The 20103-nt window shown below is 44.5% G+C and carries 14 protein-coding genes; 5 read left to right on the plus strand and 9 right to left on the minus strand.

Translation table 11 applies throughout. From position 1 onward, the window contains the following. Positions 1 to 403: 403 nt before the first annotated feature. The 4 genes from ACH0BF_RS04610 to ACH0BF_RS04625 form a co-directional block, all read right to left on the minus strand. Complete coding sequence (locus ACH0BF_RS04610) at positions 404 to 3148, minus strand: S-layer homology domain-containing protein (RefSeq protein ID WP_406908955.1); 2745 nt, start codon at positions 3146 to 3148, stop codon at positions 404 to 406. Between the two features lie 498 nt (positions 3149 to 3646). Continuing rightward, a complete protein-coding gene (locus ACH0BF_RS04615; protein ID WP_406908957.1) occupies positions 3647 to 4756 on the minus strand; it encodes a glycosyltransferase family 4 protein in 1110 nt (369 codons plus the stop codon). 56 nt (positions 4757 to 4812) lie between these two features. Then, positions 4813 to 5529: a WecB/TagA/CpsF family glycosyltransferase gene (locus ACH0BF_RS04620; protein WP_406908984.1), complete on the minus strand. Its 717-nt coding sequence runs from the start codon at positions 5527 to 5529 to the stop codon at positions 4813 to 4815. Between the two features lie 11 nt (positions 5530 to 5540). Next, positions 5541 to 6836 carry a nucleotide sugar dehydrogenase gene (locus tag ACH0BF_RS04625; RefSeq protein WP_120035216.1) on the minus strand — a complete coding sequence of 432 codons (1296 nt, stop codon included), beginning with the start codon at positions 6834 to 6836 and terminating at the stop codon, positions 5541 to 5543. Between the two features lie 269 nt (positions 6837 to 7105). Here ACH0BF_RS04625 and csaB point away from each other — a divergent pair, with 269 nt between their 5' ends. Together csaB and ACH0BF_RS04635 are read left to right on the plus strand one after the other, a co-directional pair. Then, positions 7106 to 8212 carry a polysaccharide pyruvyl transferase CsaB gene (gene csaB / locus ACH0BF_RS04630; protein ID WP_406908958.1) on the plus strand — a complete coding sequence of 369 codons (1107 nt, stop codon included), beginning with the start codon at positions 7106 to 7108 and terminating at the stop codon, positions 8210 to 8212. Between the two features lie 14 nt (positions 8213 to 8226). After that, on the plus strand, positions 8227 to 9393 hold the full coding sequence (locus ACH0BF_RS04635; protein ID WP_406908960.1) for a glycosyltransferase family 4 protein: 1167 nt from the start codon (positions 8227 to 8229) through the stop codon (positions 9391 to 9393). 191 nt (positions 9394 to 9584) lie between these two features. Here ACH0BF_RS04635 and ACH0BF_RS04640 read toward each other — a convergent pair whose 3' ends face one another. Further along, positions 9585 to 10409, minus strand: a complete 825-nt coding sequence (locus ACH0BF_RS04640; RefSeq protein WP_182917034.1) for an STAS domain-containing protein — start codon at positions 10407 to 10409, stop codon at positions 9585 to 9587. Between the two features lie 129 nt (positions 10410 to 10538). Between ACH0BF_RS04640 and ACH0BF_RS04645 the strand changes: the two genes are divergently transcribed. After that, on the plus strand, positions 10539 to 11021 hold the full coding sequence (locus ACH0BF_RS04645) for a TspO/MBR family protein (RefSeq protein WP_120035221.1): 483 nt from the start codon (positions 10539 to 10541) through the stop codon (positions 11019 to 11021). Here ACH0BF_RS04645 and ACH0BF_RS04650 read toward each other — a convergent pair. Continuing rightward, a complete protein-coding gene (locus ACH0BF_RS04650) occupies positions 11002 to 11274 on the minus strand; it encodes a hypothetical protein (protein WP_340852029.1) in 273 nt (90 codons plus the stop codon). The two genes, ACH0BF_RS04645 and ACH0BF_RS04650, sit on opposite strands and share 20 nt — an antisense overlap. Positions 11275 to 11473: 199 nt before the next feature. Here ACH0BF_RS04650 and murJ point away from each other — a divergent pair, with 199 nt between their 5' ends. Together murJ and ACH0BF_RS04660 are read left to right on the plus strand one after the other, a co-directional pair. Continuing rightward, on the plus strand, positions 11474 to 13000 hold the full coding sequence (gene murJ / locus ACH0BF_RS04655) for a murein biosynthesis integral membrane protein MurJ (RefSeq protein WP_340852028.1): 1527 nt from the start codon (positions 11474 to 11476) through the stop codon (positions 12998 to 13000). 5 nt (positions 13001 to 13005) lie between these two features. After that, complete coding sequence (locus ACH0BF_RS04660) at positions 13006 to 14517, plus strand: hypothetical protein (RefSeq protein ID WP_340852026.1); 1512 nt, start codon at positions 13006 to 13008, stop codon at positions 14515 to 14517. Between the two features lie 96 nt (positions 14518 to 14613). Here ACH0BF_RS04660 and ACH0BF_RS04665 read toward each other — a convergent pair whose 3' ends face one another. The 3 genes from ACH0BF_RS04665 to ACH0BF_RS04675 form a co-directional block, all read right to left on the minus strand. Beyond that, complete coding sequence (locus ACH0BF_RS04665) at positions 14614 to 16602, minus strand: S-layer homology domain-containing protein (RefSeq protein ID WP_340852024.1); 1989 nt, start codon at positions 16600 to 16602, stop codon at positions 14614 to 14616. Positions 16603 to 16749: 147 nt separating this feature from the next. After that, positions 16750 to 17772: a C40 family peptidase gene (locus ACH0BF_RS04670; protein ID WP_340852023.1), complete on the minus strand. Its 1023-nt coding sequence runs from the start codon at positions 17770 to 17772 to the stop codon at positions 16750 to 16752. Positions 17773 to 18156: 384 nt separating this feature from the next. Beyond that, entirely contained in the window at positions 18157 to 20094 is a 1938-nt protein-coding gene (locus ACH0BF_RS04675) for a S8 family serine peptidase (RefSeq protein WP_406908961.1), read from the minus strand. Positions 20095 to 20103 lie beyond the last annotated feature (9 nt).

The following is a 20103-nucleotide window of genomic DNA, read 5'->3' on the forward strand; positions in this document are numbered from 1 at the left end:
AAAAAAAGAGCAATCATAAAAGTATGATTGCTCTTTTAAAGCCTTTTATTCAAGAAACGAATTTTAGGGAAATAAGTTTCTTATAGAACACCACTGACTGGGTCCCTTCGCTCCCACATGTTTTCTCCTTCTCGTATGTTACCATACAAGTCCAAACGGCATGTGATCCACACTACTATGAACCCACTGCCATCTTATCAGTCTCAAAAGCCCTACTTCGCCCCCTTTGAGTTATTAGGCTCATAACCATAGGCCGTTGTTATTATTAGAGGTTTCAACTAATATTTAGAATAACAGTTAAAAATAACGCCCCACGAATAAACTTAGAGTTTAAACATGAGGCGTCATTTCCACTTCTTTGACTAGAATACTAGTTTATGAAGTAACGTTTCGTTTATTATGATCAAGAAGTAACCTTAGCTGCACCTGTAAGTGTTTGTGATTTAGCTTTATTAGTTTTGCTATCTTTCACCTCTACTCCTGTTTTTGGAGCATATTTAATGTTAAGGTTTGGATAGTTTTTATCTAGTTGTAGAACTTCTACAGCTGTGCCTTCAGCATCTTCAAAGCTGAATGTTGCTTCGTTAGAAGTAGTGCTTCCAGCAACTGTTCCATAATTTTTAAGCTCTAATCCTTCAAATGTGAATTGGCTTGCAAACTCTTTATTGTCAGTAACAATTGGTAAAATGTTTTCTGAGTACGTAACTGTTAAGCTAGATTTCGACTCAACTTCCGCACCTACCATTTCTGGTGCTGCATTATCTACGAATAAGTAATCCTCAGATGTACCATTCTGTCCAGCAGTTGTAGTAGCTGTAGCAGTGATCGCATTGTTTTCTACACCATTCGCACCGACAAACTTGTTAGCATCAATTGTGATCTGTTGTTCACCAGTATTGAATTTAAGGTCAGAACGGTTCGTTTTAATTGTAACTTTCTTACCGCTAGTTGACACTGAAATATAGTTCGAATCACTAATTGTATCTTCTATAGCCACGGCATTGCCATCACGCTCAATAAGATACGCTTTTGCAATTTTAACGTCTTTCGCTTTAAGATCTTTTACTTCTTTATCAAAAGTAAGAACAATTTCATTCGCTGATACTAATTCCATACGGTCTACCTTTGGAGCTGTAACATCAATGTTAGATGAAATTGTTGCTTTAAGGTCCTCGCGGTTTGTTGGTGCGTTTGCTGAATCTGTTGCGATCTTTCCAGCTTTTGCTACGATTTCGTATGATTGACCATTTTCAAGTTCTAAACCATCGAATGCTGTTGCAACATTTTTAATTTTTAATTGTTTGCCGTTTGCACCATATTCAACATCGGCTGAGTCAATGAGGCTGTATGTTTTTCCATTAACTTTAATTTCAATTGCACCTGCTCCAAGTACATCTTGAACGTTTTGGTCAAATGAAAGAACTAAGTTTGCTTCTTTATCATTCTTTACATCACGTTCAAAAGCAGCCTTCATTGATTTTACAGCTACGTCATCTTGAGATTCAGCTTTAACGCTACCAGCTTTGTTTAATGCATTGTAGAAATATGCGTTTGCTACTACGTTTTCTGGTAAGCTTACTGTGTAACTGATTGTTTTATCAAGGCTGTTCTTTTCATCACCAAGTGTAGTAATTGTAACTTTTTTACCATCTACAGCAATAGCACCTGATTCAGCCAGCTTGATTTCTGTACCTGTCGGTGTCTTTACTTTAACGAGCTTTGCTAAGCTATTGGTATCTAAATTTTCATCTAAATCTTTATCAAATACTAAATCAATTTTACCTGCTGTATTTGCTCCAGCTGTTGTTACAGTAGCAAATTTCACCGTTGGACGTGCATTATCTGCTGAAGGTGTTTTGAACTCAATTACTTGGTTCTTTTCAGATAATTTATCGCCGTCGTCTGTTAAGATTTTGTCAGCTGCAGCAGCAGCAACTTTAATTTTATATGTTTTACCTGCTTCTAAAACGGTATTTGGTTTGAGTTGGAATTCAACTTGGTCTTTTTTAATCTTGTCGACCCATTCACCATCAGCACCATTATCATTAACAACAACTAAATCAGCTAAATTAGTTTTGATTTCATTACCTTTTTCGTCATGTAATGAATAGCTTGCTGCCTCAAAGAGCTCTGCAACATTGCCATCCATTTTTTGCTTGAAGTTGATTACAAGTTTATCTTGATCAGCATTTACTGTAACGTCTGGAACTTCTGCACCTTTTACAAGCACTTGTGGTGAAGATTCATAAACAACCTTAGCTGTTGTATTGTTATCTCCATCCATTAATGCAACACGATAGTTAACATCTGTTTGAGGAGTAGCTTTTAAAACAATTGTTGCTACCGTTTTATCTGCATTAAATGTTACTGTTTCAGCTACAATTGCTGCACTTGAGTTAGCATTTTGTCCACCGTGGTAAGCGATGAAACGGCTAGGTTCTTTTTCAATTTCACGTGCTACGTCAGCATCGATTGCTTTACCGAATGTTACTTCGTAGCGTGTATCGTTAATCGACTTTACCCCTGTAATCCCAGTAACTATTGGATCTACCGGCGGGTTCTCAGCTTTAAATACGAAGATTGCGAACTCACCACGTTTGATTGGGTCAGCTGTGCCGAATTGAGTTGGTGTTTTACCTTGAGTGATGCCAGCTGCAACTAATTTAGATACGGCATCAGTATAGCGATCAGATACATCGGTAAATCCTACTTCAGCTTTGTCTGTTAATTTATAAGCTCTAGAGATAATGATAGCCATTTCTCCACGAGTTAATTCATCATCAGCACCGAATCGTGTATCAGTTTTACCGCTGATAATTCCAGCTGCTTTAAGCGCATTAACCGCACCTTGAGCACGCTTTGGAACATCTGTGAAGCCAGCGTTTGGAGCGGCTGTAGTGTTTAAGTTAAGAGCTTTAGCAAGCATAACTGCTGCGTCCACACGTTTGATTTGCATGTCAACACCAAATTTCCCATCAGGGAATCCTTGAGTGATGTCATTTTTCACTAAGTAATCAACCGCTTCTTTATAACGGTCAGATACATCCGGGAAATTTGCAGCAAATGCTGGAGTTACTGCAGATGCTACCATAGTAGCTGTTGCCGCAGTAGCAACAAATTTACGATAAGACTTTGGTTGGTAAGCCATGTAATAGTTCCTCCTGTTTTGTAAAATATTCTTTAAATTTATGAAACCAACTAGCAAAAAAACCAGTTGTTCATTACATCGGTTGATGTCGAGAAATCTTTAGTCCCAATTTAACAATATTACGTAATTTACGTAATGTTTGTATTGGTTGGAAGATTTAAACTCAAAATCTATTCTACCAAAGTGCTATTGTTTTTCAACCATTTTTTTGCTATTTCCATATTTTAATAAAATTGTTACATTTGATATAAATATGAAAATAACTCGCCTGTTTTTGGCGATTCTTGTAGATAAAATTATAATTTGTGGCATGAAAAACCATAGCTTTCTCATTATATACCAATTAAGCAGGAAATTGAAAGGATTTTTACCAATAATTTTGTCTCTTTTCTGTTACAGTTGTAGAAAACTTGGAAGGGAAAGCGTTTTTTTGGCGCTATCTTTCTTAAAAAATCACAGAAAAAAACCTGAAAGGATGTCTTTCAGGTTACGTTTATTTCACTTTTGCCGGGCTGCTAGCTTTGTATACAACGCCCGGGTTTGCTGTTCGAGCTGCTCTAAAGAATAATGACTGGACGCATATTGATATAATATTTCACCCATTGCCGCGAGCCGTCCTTCTTCCTGGCGGCTCATGGCCTGGCGCAGGGCTTCGGCATAGGCCGATGGGTCTCCTACCGGCACGATCCAGCCCGTCTTCCCTTCCTCAACTAGTTCTTTCACCCCGCCGACATCCGTCGTCACGATCGGTACGTGCTGATTGGCTGCTTCCAGAAGAGCGAGCGGAAAGCTCTCGCTGTAGGAAGCGAGCAGCGCCAGGTTGGAGGCGGCGTAGATTTGATCCACGTCGGAACGAAAGCCGAGAAAGTGGACATGGCTATTCAGCTGTCGCTTCTCCACTTCCTGCTCCAGCTCCTGTTTGATCGGCCCATCCCCTACAAGCAACAAGTGCGGACGCTTGGCTGCTTCCATTTTTTGCATTGCGTCAAAGACAACGGTATGGCCCTTGATCGGGTGAAGGCGGGCAACCATTGTCATGACGAAGTCCTCATCGGTCAGCCCCCATTCGGTACGCGGAAGCGGCTGGGCCGTTTCTTTCGTAAAATGGATGCCGTTGTAAACGGTGTGGATTTTATGGCCGTCGATGCCGAGCTTCATCAGGTTCTGCTTAAATCGCTCGGATACGGCAAAGTAGCTGTCCATTCTCTTGACGGCATACATGCTGAGCGCCGTGAAAACTTTCCCCTTTACTCCGGACTTCACAAAATCAAGGGACGGGTCGCTATGGACGGTCGTCACCCAGCGGATGCCGGCTTTCTTTTTTAAGTAAATGCCGAACAGGTTGGCGCGCGGACCGTGTGTATGTAAAATTGTGAACTTCTCTGATTGGATGAAGTGGACGAGCTTTTTCAAAATGGAGAGATCGTAACGAGAGCTCTGGGTAAACACTTCCGTACGGATGCCCTTCGCTCTCGCCTCCTCCGCAAACGGACCCTCTTGCATGAGCGCCAGAACCGCTTCCTCTTGAGCGAATTGCTCCAGCAGCGTAATGACATGCTTGCGCGAGCCGCCTGTTTCGGCTCCTGTAATAAGATGGAGTACTTTCATGACATGCCTCCTTAAAAAAAGTGCCTGGCCTCTGGAGAGATGCCGGGCACTTTGTATTATTTTTGAAATAAAATTTTGAGCAAAAACTGCGGAAGCGCCATTTGACGCTTGAGCCGCTTCGGCTCTTTCATGAGACGATACAGCCACTCCAGGCCGAATTTGCGGTAAAAAGCGGGTGCCCGCTTGACCTTGCCGGAATAGACATCGAAGCTGCCACCGACGCCCTGGAAGACCTTCACGTTCGGCAGCTTCGGCATGTTCTCTTTAATCCATAGCTCCTGGCGCGGACTGCCGAGTGCAACAAATAGCAGAGTTGCGCCGGATTCACGGATTTGCTTCACGAGAGCTTCCTGGTCCTGTACGTAGCCATTGGCATAGCCAGCCACACGCAAGGAAGGAATTTTCTCTTCCAGCTTCTCTTTCGCTGTCCGAACGACCTCTTCCTTTGCCCCGTAAAAAAAGACACTATGCCCTTCATCGGCGGCAAATTGCAGAAGGCGCCCCATCATATCCACACCAGTAACCCGCTCACGCAGCTGGCCCTTTTTCAGCTTGGAAGCGATGATCATGCCGATCCCGTCAGCAATCTGGTAGGTGGAATTGTTAATCAATTCTTTAACGAGCGGATCGCGGCCGGCGGTCATCACTTTTTCCGGATTTACCGCAATGACTGTAGACTGCTCCCCGTTGGCTATTCTCTTTTTCAAATCAGCGATAATCTGCTCATACGTGTAGGGCGAGACAGACACGCCTAAATATTGTTCTTTTTCCATTCCAGACATCCTCAGCTATTGATTGGCTTAACCGCAATGGCTTGCAGGCCAGTCACGTCACCGATGCGATAGACCGTAAGCCCTTCTTCCTGCTCCAGGTTCGTGCAGTTCTTCGTATCGAAGACAACTGCCGTTTCCATTTCGGACAGCAGGACGTTTTTGTCCATCTGTTTGAATTCATTGTGATCCGTTAATACGACGAGCAGATTCGCCCCTTTCACCGCTTCTTCGAAGGAAACGAGCGGGAACGGCACTTGTTCTTCTCTGACGTGCGGATCATGAACGCGCACATCATAGCGCGGGTTGGCCAGCACTTTTTCCACGATTTCGATTGCCGGGCTTTCGCGCACATCATCAATATTGCCTTTGTACGTTAAGCCGAACAGCGCAATTTTTGGCTCCTTCAATTCAGACGTCAGCTTGATGATCTGCTCGATCACAAAGTCCGGCATCGAATTATTAATATCGCGGGAAAGCTGGATCATCAGCGCTTCTTCTGGTGCTTTTTCCACGATAAAATACGGGTCAACAGCAAGACAGTGGCCGCCGACGCCTGGTCCCGGCTGGTGAATATTCACGCGTGGATGCTTATTGGCAAGCTCAATGACTTTATGGGCATCGACACCAAGACGGGCCGAAATCTTCGCCAATTCATTAGCAAGCGCAATGTTCACATCACGGAACGTATTTTCCATCAGCTTTGACATTTCCGCTGTCACCGCTTCTGTTTCAATAACATCGCCTGTGACGATTTGACGGTACACATTCGCTGCCTTTGTTGCGGCTTCCGGCGTAAGGCCGCCGACGATGCGTGTATTTTCTACCAGCTCAATTAAAATCCGGCCCGGCAATACGCGTTCCGGACAGTGGGCAATCGCCACATCCTCTTTCGGGTTAAATCCGGCCGCTTCGATGATCGGCGCTACTACATCATCCATGGTGCGCGGTGGAATCGTGGATTCGACGATAACGACGTTCCCTTTTTTCAAGTAAGGAACCACGGCTTCTGTCGCACTCCGAACATAGTCCACGTTTGCCGTGCAGTCCTCATGAATCGGCGTCGGTACAGAAATAATGAAGGCATCTGCTTCCTCCGGTTCCAGAGAAGCACGCAGCTTGCCGGAGTCCACTACCTCTTTCACCACTTCTGGAAGGCCGACCTCCTCAATAATAATCTCACCTTTATTTAAACGCTCAACAACTTGTTTGTTGACGTCTACTCCTACGACCGAAAAACCGGCACGCGCAAAAACAGCCGCTGTCGGCAGACCAATATATCCTAATCCAATGACGCAAATTTTTTGCATGTGAAAAAATCCTTTCTAACAGAAGTTGTTCAAAACGGGCGGATTACTATGAATGGTTCCCCTGTATTCCTACAGCCATCGCTAATTGCTTGAATTTCTTTTCCTGCCGTTTTGAACGTCTATCCTATGCCAGTATAATTGAATTTCATTGCTTCCAATAGTATAGCAAATTCACTTTCAGCTTGCACTAATTTCATTGAATGTCCTTGCTATCAATGATAGAATGATCTGTAGCTTTTTAAGCATTTGATTTGAAGGAGGACATCCGTTTGAAGGTTGTGATTTCGGGATTTTATGGATTAGGCAATACTGGTGATGAAGCGATCCTGGAAGCGATTGTAGATAATTTACGAAATGAGATAAAAGACATAGATATTACTGTGTTTTCCTTGTCGCCAGAGCAGACGGCAAAAGAGCACAATGTCAAGACCGTCTACCGCGGCTGGCGCCATGATAACAAAGGAAAAATCCGGGCGCTGCGGCAAGCGGATCTATTGATCAGCGGCGGCGGCGGCTTGCTGCAGGATACATATCCGACGAAGTTTTTGTTCGGCCCGCTTCCTTATTATTTGCTTATCGCTTTTTTAGCAAAGCTGTGCGGAGCGAAGGTCATGTTCTTTTCACAGGGCATTGGACCCGTCACTTCGACATGGGGCAAAATTTTAATGAAAGTGTTCGCCAACCGTGCTGATTTCGTGACAGTGCGCGACCAGTACTCCAAAGATTACTTGCATAACCTCGGTGTGAAGCGGCCGGAAACGGTTGTAACAGCGGATATCGTTTTTGCTTTCCAAAAGAAGCCGGACGATTCTTGCTTGAAGAGCCTGCCGCTGAAGGGCCATGAAAAGCTTGTAGCCGTATCGACACGGCCTTGGTTTGAACACGATGATTATTATGGCAAGCTCGCTGAAGTGCTAGATGAACTCATTGCGACAGAAGGCATCACCCCGGTATTCGTACCGATGGAAGGCCACCATGATGTGGATGCGTCCAAGCGCGTCATGCAGCTGATGACACGGGCGGATGACTGCTTCCTGCTCGGCGGGGACTTTACGCCGAACCAGTATTTGAATTTTATCGGCGAATGCGAAATGACGATTGGCCTGCGCCTGCATTCCTTGATCTTCTCGGCGCTTTCCCATGTGCCTCATATCGGCATCAGCTACGATAAAAAAGTGGAAAGCCTCTTAAAGCGCTCCGGCATGTGGGAATATTCTTTCCCTTTAGAAGCATTTGATCCGGCAAAAATGAAAGAAAATTCCCGTTACGTGCTTGCCAATCGCAGTGAGCTCAGTAAAGTGGTGGCCGGCAATGCAGCTGAAATGCGCAGAGAGGCCTTAGAAAATATCGAACTATTAAAGAAAAAATTTATGTGAAGCGAGGGTTTTTGATGAAGATTTTGCTTGCGACGGTCTACCATTATCCACATACAGGCGGCTTGTCGGTTCACGTGGCAACGCTGAAAGCCGGGTTAGAGGCGCGCGGCCATGAAGTGGATATTCTTTCTTTTTCTGATATACCCGAGTTTGAACAAAAAGCGAAGGTGCGCGGCCCAGGCTTTTTAATGAATAAACTATCTAAAGGAAAAGGCTTTGTGTACGGCTTGAAGGCACGGAAAAAAATGCTGCAAAAGCTGATGGAACAAGTGAAGCACAAAAATTACGACATTGTGAACGCCCAGGAAGTATATGCGACATTCGCAGCGCTCGATGCCGGGCTTCCAGTTGTATCCACAGTACACGGCTACCTAACATATGAGGCACTCAGTGCCGGCAACATTTTAAAGGATAGCCCGGAAGAACGCTTTTTAATGGAAGAAGAAGTAAAAGCTTACCGCAGTACGCGTGCGATCATTACAGTGGATACGCGCATTAAAGAATATGTAGAACGGGAGGCGGGCGTGACGGGTACCGCCATCCGCAATTTCATTAATGTAGACGACTTCCGCCCGGACACAGAAAACAAAGCGGCCTACCGCAAGAAGCACGGTGTATCCGACGACGCTCCTGTCTTTTTCGTGCCGCGGCGATTAACGAAGAAAAACGGCGTCATCTATCCGATTCTCTCCTTGCCGGCTGTATTGGAGAAATACCCGAACGCCCAGTTGATCTACGCGGGAACCGGTGAAGCAATGGATGAAATGAAGCGCTTGATCGCTGAAAGAAAGATTGAAAACAATGTGACATTGCTCGGAGCGATTCCGCATGATGTCATTAAAGAGTATTACGCACTGGCAGATGTTATTTTAGTGCCGAGTGTTCACTCTGCCGGCGTGGAAGAAGCTACATCGATTTCCGCCCTGGAAGCCATGGGCTCCGGCCAGCCGCTTATCGCCTGTGCTGTCGGCGGCTTAAAGGAAATCGTCGATCATAACGTGGACGGCCTTCTCGTCGAGGAAAAAAATGTGGAAGAGTTATCCGCTGCTATGGTTGAGCTGCTGGATGACCCAGAAAAAGGACGACAGCTCGCTGAACGGGCCCGTGCGAAGATTGAAGCTGAATACTCGCACCTTGCAGCTGCTGAAAAATATGAACAAATTTACCTTGGAGCAAAATAATGAATCCCCCGCGCCGATTGGCCGCGGGGGGTTTTCTTTAGTTCGTCCCTTTTCTAATAAAAAGGAAGCATGTTGTATAGCCAGGCTTCCAGTTTTTGAGTCCTTAACGGGATGACCCGCTTTTTATGATCGTTTTTTACTCTTTTCCTATAGAAAGAGCTCCGAAAGATCTCTCTTCCGGAGCCTGATGTTTAAAAATTAATCGCTCGTGCTAATGTGCTAACCGTATGAATAGCCTCAAAATCAAGCCCCAGCTGGACAGCTGTCTGGGCAATTTCTGGACGGATGCCAGATAGAGTGGATTTGACTCCAATCAAATTTAGGGCTTCAATCAATTGGAACAGCTGGTAAGCCACCATCGTGTCGATCATGACCACACCTGAGATATCAATCAGCAGGTGACTCACTCGCAGCTTCGCACACTGCTTTAATGTATTTTCTAAAATAAACTTGGCTCGTTGCGTGTCAATGTCACCGACTAGCGGCAACAGAGCTGTTCCGCCTTTTAGCATAATGACCGGCGAGCTAAGTTCATTAATCATTTCTCGCTGAGCCTTAAGCATTTTTGATTGATACATATACGTTTCTTCAGTAAATTTGAGGATAACGTTATCAAACGCTTTGACGAACTTGTCCTTCCACTGATCCACAAGCTCATCGCTGACATCCTCATTGTTTCTGGCGAATTCATGGATAAATTCCATATAGAGAAGGCGCACCCTCATAAACTCGCGGATAATAAAGTGAATCGGTGTATTGAGGTGTTCCTTGCTTCGGGATACTTCAAAAATCCAGTCATCAAACTTCTTATAAAAAACAGATTCCTCTTCAATGAGGAGATTGCACAAATATCCATGGAACTTAAAATTTTGTTCCTTTAACTCAGCAATCACATCAGGGTCATTGGAAGCGTACACACCGGATGGATCACTTTTATCTAGCGAATCATACCATTCTTCTGTCAGTTGTTTCGCCTTTCCTGTTAAGAAATCATACATTCTTTTATTTAATTCCACTCGTTTCCCCCCTAACCGGCATATTTCTCTATCGTTCATTATATATCAATTAAAAAGACGAAACCAAAGAAAAGTTTAAACAGGCCAAAAGAAAGAAATAGATAGAGTAACAACTGTAGGAGGGACTGTATGGAATTGTTAAAGGTAGACGGAAAAGTGAACGTGGGAAAACTAGCATCGAGTGTCCTATTGCCTGTGGTCGGCGGATCCATCGTCGGTTTTCTGGCGACAAGAAACGCCAAAAAAGAATATAAAAGCTTAAAAAAGCCAAGCTTTGCTCCTCCATCGTGGGTATTCCCAGCAGCCTGGACAGGGTTATACACAACGATGGGCATTGCGCGTTACCGGGCGTCAGCAAAGGTAGAACAGAAAGAGCGTCTTCTCCCCTATGATATCCAGCTCGGTCTGAACTTTCTCTGGTCGTTCTTGTTCTTTAAATGGGAACTGCGCGGGGCCGCTTTTGCAGAAATTGCACTGCTCCTCGGGATGATCACGTTAACCGCCTATGAGTTTTACCAATTGGACCACACTGCCGGAAATTTAATGATCCCTTATGCCGCCTGGGTCGCATTTGCCCTCAGCTTAAATTATTCTATGTGGAAAATGAACTAAAACGCCGCGCCATGCGGCGTTTTAGTTTGTCGACAAAAGGGGAGCGGAATAAGATCGTTCCAAACCCTGTTGGTTGGAATGGAAGGCGCAAAGACTCCTGCGGGATCAGCGGGACAGGTGAGACCCCGCAGGCACTTTCGCGGCGAGGAGGCTCACCGCCTGCCCCGCGGAAAGCGAAGCGCCTGGAACGAAAACCAACAGCCCGATTCACAAGCAAAATAAAAACGACTGCAGACAAACTCTCGAATTTCATTGAGTTTGTCTGCAGTCTGAAACGCCGCGCCATGCGGCTTTTTTTATGAACGGCCACCAGGAATGAAGATGCATTCTTTTGTTCATTATGAGCGAATCGATCTACTTGATGATCACAGCAGACGCTTAACTTCCCAGCTGATTTACGGTATTATTAAGTATTGGGTTTTTCATTCCTATTTTATATTGAGGTGGGTTTTGTGTCGTTGAAAAAGACGGCTCTCTGGCTTGGTTTGCTTGCGCTTGTTGTCAAGCTTTCCGGCTTTTTGAGAGAGAGTATTATTGCAAGGGAGTTTGGAGCCAGTCATTATACAGATGGATACTTGCTGGCATTTTCATTTATCACGCTTGTGATTGCTATGATTTCCGGCGGATTTAATAATGTGTTTTTGCCTATGTATGTCAAAAACCGGAAGGACGAGCCTGAGAAAACAGAACGAAACGCAAACGCGATCATGAACTTGACCGTTCTGCTCTTCCTTGTCATTTCTGTTGTCGGGTGGCTGCTGGCCCCTTACTTTGTGCCGGTCATCTATGGCAAAATGCCGCCGGCTACAGCTGAAATTGCCATTTCGGTTACCCGTTTCTTCTTCCTGTTTATGAGTGCGATCGCGCTCAACGGAATTCTCGATTCTTATTTGCAAGGACGGCGGATTTTTGTGCCTTCCCAAATCTCCAAGCTGTCCGCTACACTGATGGGCGCCATCTTTGCTTTGCTCTTTTCCGATCAGTGGGGCATTAACAGCCTGGCATACGGATTTATTTTCGGTACAGTTCTCGGTATTCTCATTCAGCTCTTCTTCCTTTGGAAAAAAGGCTGGCGCTGGCACCCTGCATTGAAAGTCGAGGAGCAATTTCAGCGGGCTTTTCTCGTATTGCTCGTTCCTTCTTTGCTTAATTCAGTAGTTGGCCAGATTAATATGTTTGTCAATAAATCGTTTGCTGTTAGTACCATTCCCGGGGCAGCCACTTATTTAAATAACGCGTCCCTGATTACGAGCATTCCGCACACGATTTATGGAACAACGATTGCGGTTATTATTTTTACCTTATTGTCTGAACAAGTCGATGAGCAGAAAAAATTCCAAAATACCTTTTTTATGGGCATGCAAGTTTCCCTGCTCACTTTAGCCCCTATCGCAGCCGGGTTGTTTTTAGTCGGACAGGAAGCCATTTCTTTCATCTTTGAGCGAGGAAAGTTTACCGCTCAGGATTCGTATAACACGTATCTCGCTCTCGTGTACTACTTGCCGACCATTGTTACTCAAGGACTTCAGTACATTGTGTCGAAATCAATGTATGCACGCGGGAAGACAAAAGTGGTTTTCCGGATTAGTGTCACGACTATCGCTTTGAACGCGCTTTTAAACTGGCTGTTCGTCGGTCCTTTCGGCTATCCTGGACTGGCGCTGACAGGATCGTTTGTATCGATTTATTATTTAGTTGTCAGTACGATATTCGTATACAAAGACTTTGAGAAAAATGAAGCAGCACGGCTGCTCGGTCTCGTTGTTCGCGTACTGATTGTGACAGCCTTCATGGTCATTCCGCTATATCTATTAAAAATATTTACGCCGATTTCCCAATTGTATTCACTCTGGCAGCTCGCTATTATCGTTCCGCTCGGCGTGCTACTTTATATAGTCGGTCTCTTCCTCTTCTATAAGGAAGGATTTAATCAATTACTGAACCTTCTCAAGCGAAAAACACGTGCACAAGGCAGGTGAACAAAATGAAAGGTTGGATGTTGGCGGCCTTTGCAGTCATTCTCCTGCTAGCAGGCTGCTCGGAAGAAGACAACAGCAGCCAGGCTGCAGCGACGGTGACTGTGCCGCTCGGCGAGTTGAATCTCATTCTCGCTCAACATTTACCACTGCAAAATAAGAAAGAATCCAGCCTCTCTTCTTTTTATAAAGATGTGCTTTACACTTATAATTGGGGGGATCGCGGCCAGTTAAAGGTGAAGGTGCGCACGCTTAACAACGGGGATCGCTTCGTAATGATGCAGCTGAGGAATATGTCGAACGCACCGCTTTCCCTGGAGGCCAAGGTGAAAGACCCTCGAGCAGACGATTACTACTTTATCAATTGGCACCGGGAGATAAAAGCGCGAAAGCATGATCCAGTGATCGGCAACGATGTGACAACCCCTCCTTCCGGCCTGCTTCGTTACTCGGTGGATGGCGACTTTTTATATGAGGCAGTCGTCAGTAAACAATATCATTCAAGGACAAAAACACAGTTGTATGATAATGGGGAACAAAGCGTCGTGCGGGAACTGACAGCCGAAAAAGAAGCCCTTCAGCATGATGCATCTGGTTTCTCTTTTTCACTGGAAGCACCGCCGAAGCAAATGGCGGAGCAATGGTTCTTACTGGCGAAAGAACCTTTATTTAAAGCCGGGGATCACTTAAGCAGCTGGATTGACTTCCAGCATGTTCATTATAAAGAAGTAAATAACTGGTTCACCGTCAACGGGGCCATGAAAAAACTCCCGTGGTCGATTGAGCCTTTTACAAAAAAAGGCTATGGCCGCCACCTCGGTACGCTAATTGAAAAAGAAGCGATTGATCGCTATTTTAAATTCGGGGATCGCTATTTTTATGATTTGATGGTCCAATCAACAGCTAATTTACTCGAGTACCGCCAAGAGCAAAAAAGCTCAGTCTGGAAAACAGAATACACGAGCACTTGGCTGAAACAAAAGTACGATATTACTTCTTCTTATGTAGATACACGTCATAATGAATTAATCTCTTTATACTTATACCGGATCGGCAAAGAATTTGATGAAAAAGAACTAATGAAGGCTTTGCCAACTTATGCGGATTACTTGTTGAACTTAATTGCGATTAAGAATATTGTTCCTACTACAGAAGGCTATTTGCCTGCTGATTACTATTCGCCACACCAGGGCAAGCAATTTATCCATACATCGCTTAATCACGCACTCGGTGAAGCAAATATGTTTATCGACGCGTATAAAGCGACGGGCAATAAAAAATACTTGCTCGCTGCCCGTGAAATCCGTCTTGGCATTGAATCACTCGGCACGAAATGGATTCGGCCTAACGGAGATCTATGGTACCAGGTCAATCGTGATCTTACCTTTGATGGCAATGATTATGAGCAGCTGACGTTAGACGATCTTGAACGCCACGAGAAAAGGTGGCAGGCGCTCGGCGGTAACAAGAGCCCTGTTCTGCAAAAATTAATAAAAAGCAAACGAAAAGCCATCCGGTAATTTCCGGATGGCTTTCTTTGATGAGCGCCCCCTGTTTTTATGCACAAGGCTTTAGGCATACAAATCCCCCTCCAAAGTGATGGAGGGGGATGTCATTTATTTGGCAATTGGCAGCGGCGTCACGTATTGAGAGAACACATAAGCCTCTTTATAGCGCAATTCGTCAGAAATGATCTTTTGCCATCCAGAAGCAGGAGCACCGATCATAACGACCGGCATACCAGCTTCTCTATACTTGAATTGGATCGCACCGTTCGGAGTAGAACGAACGTTTAATCCTTCGACATTCGTTAAGCCAATTTGGTATTTTCCGAAGTCTTTTTTCCCTAAGGCTTGGTCGATACGATACATGTGGCCGGCAACTTTTCCGCCCCATGCAATATCAGATGCATATTTCACATTAATACCGACACCTTTATTCCCGGCGGCCGCACCGTTGGAAACACTTTGTTTCCAAGCTCCCACAGGGTTCGGCACAACATAGCGGTCATTCAGATAGCCATCGGCTAAATGGTTAACACTGGCTACTGGAGATGGGAACGACTTTCCTTCTTCTGGCTTGCTGTCGTAGACGGCAATGCCGAACAAGTTATTATTTACTTGTGCATGTCGGCTCATGCCGTAATCACTTTCATGAATGGCCATTGCCAAGACTAACAAGGCATTGATACGTTTTTCGGCTTCTACCTTCTTAAGCGTAGCGCCAAGGCCGATTAATTTGCTCTTTTTCGTTGCGTCCTTATATTTGGCAAGCCCTGTCGCTTGTCTTTCTGCTAGAGCTTTTTTGATATAGCTATCAAGCTGTGCAGCTGTATAGTTTGTCGTCGTACGGGCGGATAAAAATTGGAAATATTGATAAGCCGTACCGACTACCCGGCCTTGATCATTATAGAAAGTGGCATTGTCCCAGCTATAGTATTTCTGATTGGCATTCAGGAAGCTCGGTGCTTTTCCAGCCACATAAGATACAGGGCTTTTCGATCCAGGCTGATACATAAAATGCTGCAATTCCCCATTGCTCACCCGATAATAACTGCGGCCCGATGCTCCTTCAAAAGGAACAAGCGTGCTATCGCTGTGCTTCATGTAATAGTCTCTGCCTCCGAGCGACGCTTTTACATAGCTGTCGGTTGAAGTAATATATTTTAGTTCGGCTCCTTTGACAGCATAAGACCGAGCTGTAACGAAACCTGGTTCACTGTACAGGTTAACGGTTGCGCCGCTGTTTCCAGCAAACACCATGCCGCCATTTGTCGGCATATAGATGATTTTTTTATTCTTCAAGACCAACTCTTGTCCCCGTTGCTCCATCACTTGTTTAGCCGCAGCGAAGGTGCTGTACGAACCGGAAGCATAGGTCAGCTTGCCGCTCGCATCAATGGTCGCCACCTGATAAGCTCCCGTTGGGGATGGTGTTGGCTCTTCTTTCGGAGGGTCAGGCGTTGGAACAGGCGGTGGCGTTGGTTCCGGTGAAGGATCCGGCTCCGTGCTGCCCGATGTTTTCTTTGCTTCTAACAGGCGGTAAATAAAGGCGGCCGCATGATCGCGTCTCGCGTTTTCCATAGGATTAAACGTGGTCGCGGAATAGCCACGAATAATATTCAACACATAGTTTTTGCCAATTGCCACTTTATGGGCGGAGCTTAAATCCTTAATATCGGTAAAAGGGGCCGCCGTGTATTTCACATCCATTTTTAAATAGTCCAACGCATTGCTGATCATTAAAGCCATGTCTTTTCTTGTAATTAAATCGTCTGGATGGAACCGTCCATCTGATCCACCGTTGACAATTTTCGCAGCGGCGGCCGCATTAATGCCAGCGGAAAGCTTTAATGAAGGCGATACATCTTTAAAGACCGATGGACCTGAAGGCAAGTCAAGTGCTCTCGTTAAAAATGTCGCAAACTCTGCCCTTGTTACGCTTTGATGCGGTCTAAAATCCCCGTCCTGATAACCTTGCATAATTCCCTGGTCAATCATTGCTTGTATTTCATCCTTCATGGCCGCTTGCGGGTTTAAAGGCGCGATAGCCGGGAATAATAAACTTAATGATATAGCTAAAGCAATCGCTTTTTTCTTTTTCAAAGTAATACTCCTTTCTAGGAACTAGTCTTTTGCACTCTCTTATTCTATCGGTCTCATTCAAGAATTTAATAGAATAAATGGATAATTTTTATAGAATGCTGATTAAAAAATAGCCCCGGAATAATTTCCAAGGCTATGATTCTTCTATTATTTTGCATTCATCGCATTATAGATAGCAGCTGAGAATGCCTCACGAGTTGCACGGTGATCGCCATAGTATTTTTCAGTTTTAAAGATACCTGTTTTATCGATCACGCTCATTGTCACAATTGGTTCATATGCCCAGTAACCGCTTTTGATTTCAGCGTATGGATTAGAGGCAGCAGCTGCATTGCCAAGCTTTAATTCAAAAGCTTTTTGGACAATAACGGCCATCTCTGTCCGGCTCATGTAAGCTTCTGGACGGAATGTTTTATCAGGGTAACCATTGATGATGCCAGCTTCACGAATAGCGGCAATGTCTACTGCAAAGCGGTTAGATTTCGGTACATCTTTGAAATGGCTCATAATTTCCGGCTTGCCCTTCAATACACGGTTGATAATCGCTGCGGCTTGTCCGCGTGTAACCGGCTCATCTGGTCTGAATGTATAATCATCAAATCCTTGGATGATATTTTGATCTGTCAACGTTGTAATGGCATCGTACGTAAGAGCTGTTTTTGGTACATCCTTGAAACCGTCAAAATACTCAACAACACGTTTTGAGCCCGCATATTTTGGACCCCAATAGTTATCATTTAAAGAAACTAAAGCAATTCCTTTACTAGAGGTTGCATTTAATACCATATTGTTTCCTGCATAAATACCAACGTGGGAAATCCCCGCTCTGTAAGTGTTTTTGAAGAAAACTAGATCTCCAGGTACTAACTCGCTCTTTGAAACAGCTGTACCGATTTTATATTGTTGATCTGTTGTTCTTGGAATAGAAATGCCAGCTGAGTGCTTATATACATATTGAGTGAAGCCGGAACAATCAAATCCTCTTGGCGTTGTTCCACCAAATACGTAAGGGACACCCATGAATTTCTTTCCGTACTCTACTAATGATGCTCCAATTGACGTTGCTGCTTGTGCTTCTGTATGTGAAAGTGCTGGTATGGCGACTGGTGCGGTTGTCATTAACATAAACGAAGCTAATCCACTTGCTACGATTTTTTTAAATTTACCCACTGTAAACCCCCTGCATAGTTTAAAAAGTTTTGTCTTTTTTTCCTGTTTTTTCTCACTGAGGCTATTGTAACAAATATAAGTCTGCTATTCTTTTACGTTTGCATTACATTCATATGTTCCTATGTAACTTGCAAAAACACTGGTTTTACAACGCTTCCAAACTCTCCATATTTAGGAATTCAACAAGTTTGCAGGAAAACGGCTATTTTTCAGCAAAATATACATATTTGCGTAACATTGAAATATTTATGTAATAAAACTGATTATTCAGTCTTTTAATTAGTGACTTCTTTTTAAGAGCGGATGTCTAATAAATGAATTGTATTCCCTCCCAACTAGAAAAGCTGCTTGTCGATGACAAGCAGCTTTTCTGAAGGGCCTTCTTTATCTAAGTTGTTCATTTGTCGTCTTAGCCAGGAAGGCGGCAAAGCCAGCCCGATTGATCGCTGTAGATGGCCGGAATGTACCGTCTTCGAAGCCACTAATAATCTTCTTGGCGGCAAGGCCGTTAATATACTCATAACCCGTCACTTTTGAATTAATGTCTTTGAAAGGACCTGTTTGCTCGCCGGCAATATGATAGGCCTTTGCAATTAAAATGGCCATTTCTGCCCGGGTAACCGGCTCATTTGGTCGAAACGTGCCGTCCGGAAAACCGGAGATAATCTTTGCTTCAGCTAGTGACTCAATGTAGCCAGATGAGCTGACAGCAGCCGTCACATCTTTAAAGCGAGTATCCTTTTTGGTGCCGTCCAGCCCCAAGGCACCGCCAAGCAAAATGGCTGCCTCGCTTCGCAAAATAGAGCGCTCAGGCCGTATTTCTCCGTTCGAATATCCTTTCATCACACCTTCATGGTACAAATACGTAATAAAGCGGTTATACCATTTATCCAGCGCAACATCTTGTAACACGGGGGCTGGATTTTCGACCCGCAGGGAAAGAAAATCAGAACTTTCCTTGCCATTCACAACTGGGTGGAAGTAATACTGTACAGAGCCTTTTGTGGCGTAATCCGTCAGCTCTAAAGCCGTTACTTCCTTACTTATTAGCGTATCAAAGCGATACACATTATAAGTAGTGAATTTAGCAGCGGCTGTGCTTGTGTCGATGGTGATTTTCCCCTTGCCATCTGTACTGTAAGGTAACGCGACAGCTGAATCAACTGCATTTTTGTCGGTCCGTGCAAGGCCGTAACCATAGAAGTCATCTTTGCCAGGTGCACCGAGATCTAATGCATTTTTCTGTAGCAACAGGCGAATATGTTTGTTCGTCATGTCCGGATATTTTTCTTTATACAAGGCAGCAAGGCCGACGACATAAGGCGAGGCCATCGAAGTGCCTGAAAGTGTCTTGTATCCGGTTGGCTCATTGGTTCTTATAGTAGTTGGATATGTACTATAAATCTTTTCGCCTGGTGCCGCCAGCTCTACTTCTTTGCCGATGGAAGCCAGTGCGCCGTGACTTTTATTCTCGTCCACTGAAGAAACAGCGATAACTTCTGGGAACTTAGCCGGGTATTGAACGGATGAAAGTTCACCGGTTAAAGGCTTTCCTTCATTTCCTGCAGCAGCGACAACAAGAATGCCGCTATCATAGGCGCGCTTGATCATGCGGTGAAGATATTCATCCTCATAAGGTGACGTGATACTAATATTGATAATGTCCATTTTATTTTTAATGGCCCACTCCACTCCGGCCATCATCGTCGACGTGGTGCCCTCACCTAATTTATCGAGCACTTTCACTGAATAAATTTGAGCATTAGGTGCAATACCGACGACTCCAATGGAATTATCCTTTGCTGCAATAACGCCAGCGACATGAGTACCGTGCCCGTTATCGTCGTTATAAGAATTTTTACAGCCATCGATCCTCAGCACCGTCATCAGACAGGCTCCGCCGGCTACTTGAAGATCGGGGTGTTTCGTATCAACGCCTGAGTCGAGAATTCCGACTTTTACCCCTTTGCCAGTTAATGTACTAGGAACGCGCTTATCCGCCTCTATGGCCTTATAGCCCCATTCTACGCGCTGCGCACTTTTTTGTACTGGCTTGTCGTATTCGATCGAATGAATGCCCGGATAAAACTCTAGCAACTTCTTCTGAGCATCTGTTAATTCGACAGTCGCCGCTGGCAATTCGTTAAATACATAATTTACGTCCACCGTGTATTTTTCCAGCAGCTGTCGATCGACTTTCTCATTAAACAAAATAATAGCTCTCTTTTTCTCAAGCACGTTTGCATTTGCATCTGTAGGAAAAACATGAAGAAAGAGAAGCGCAGCAAACAATAGAAGAGAGTATTTTATCGTCTTACTCAAAGCGACCAC

The sequence above is a fragment of the Pseudobacillus sp. 179-B 2D1 NHS genome (genome assembly GCF_045370945.1).
Lineage (GTDB): Bacteria > Bacillota > Bacilli > Bacillales > Domibacillaceae > Pseudobacillus.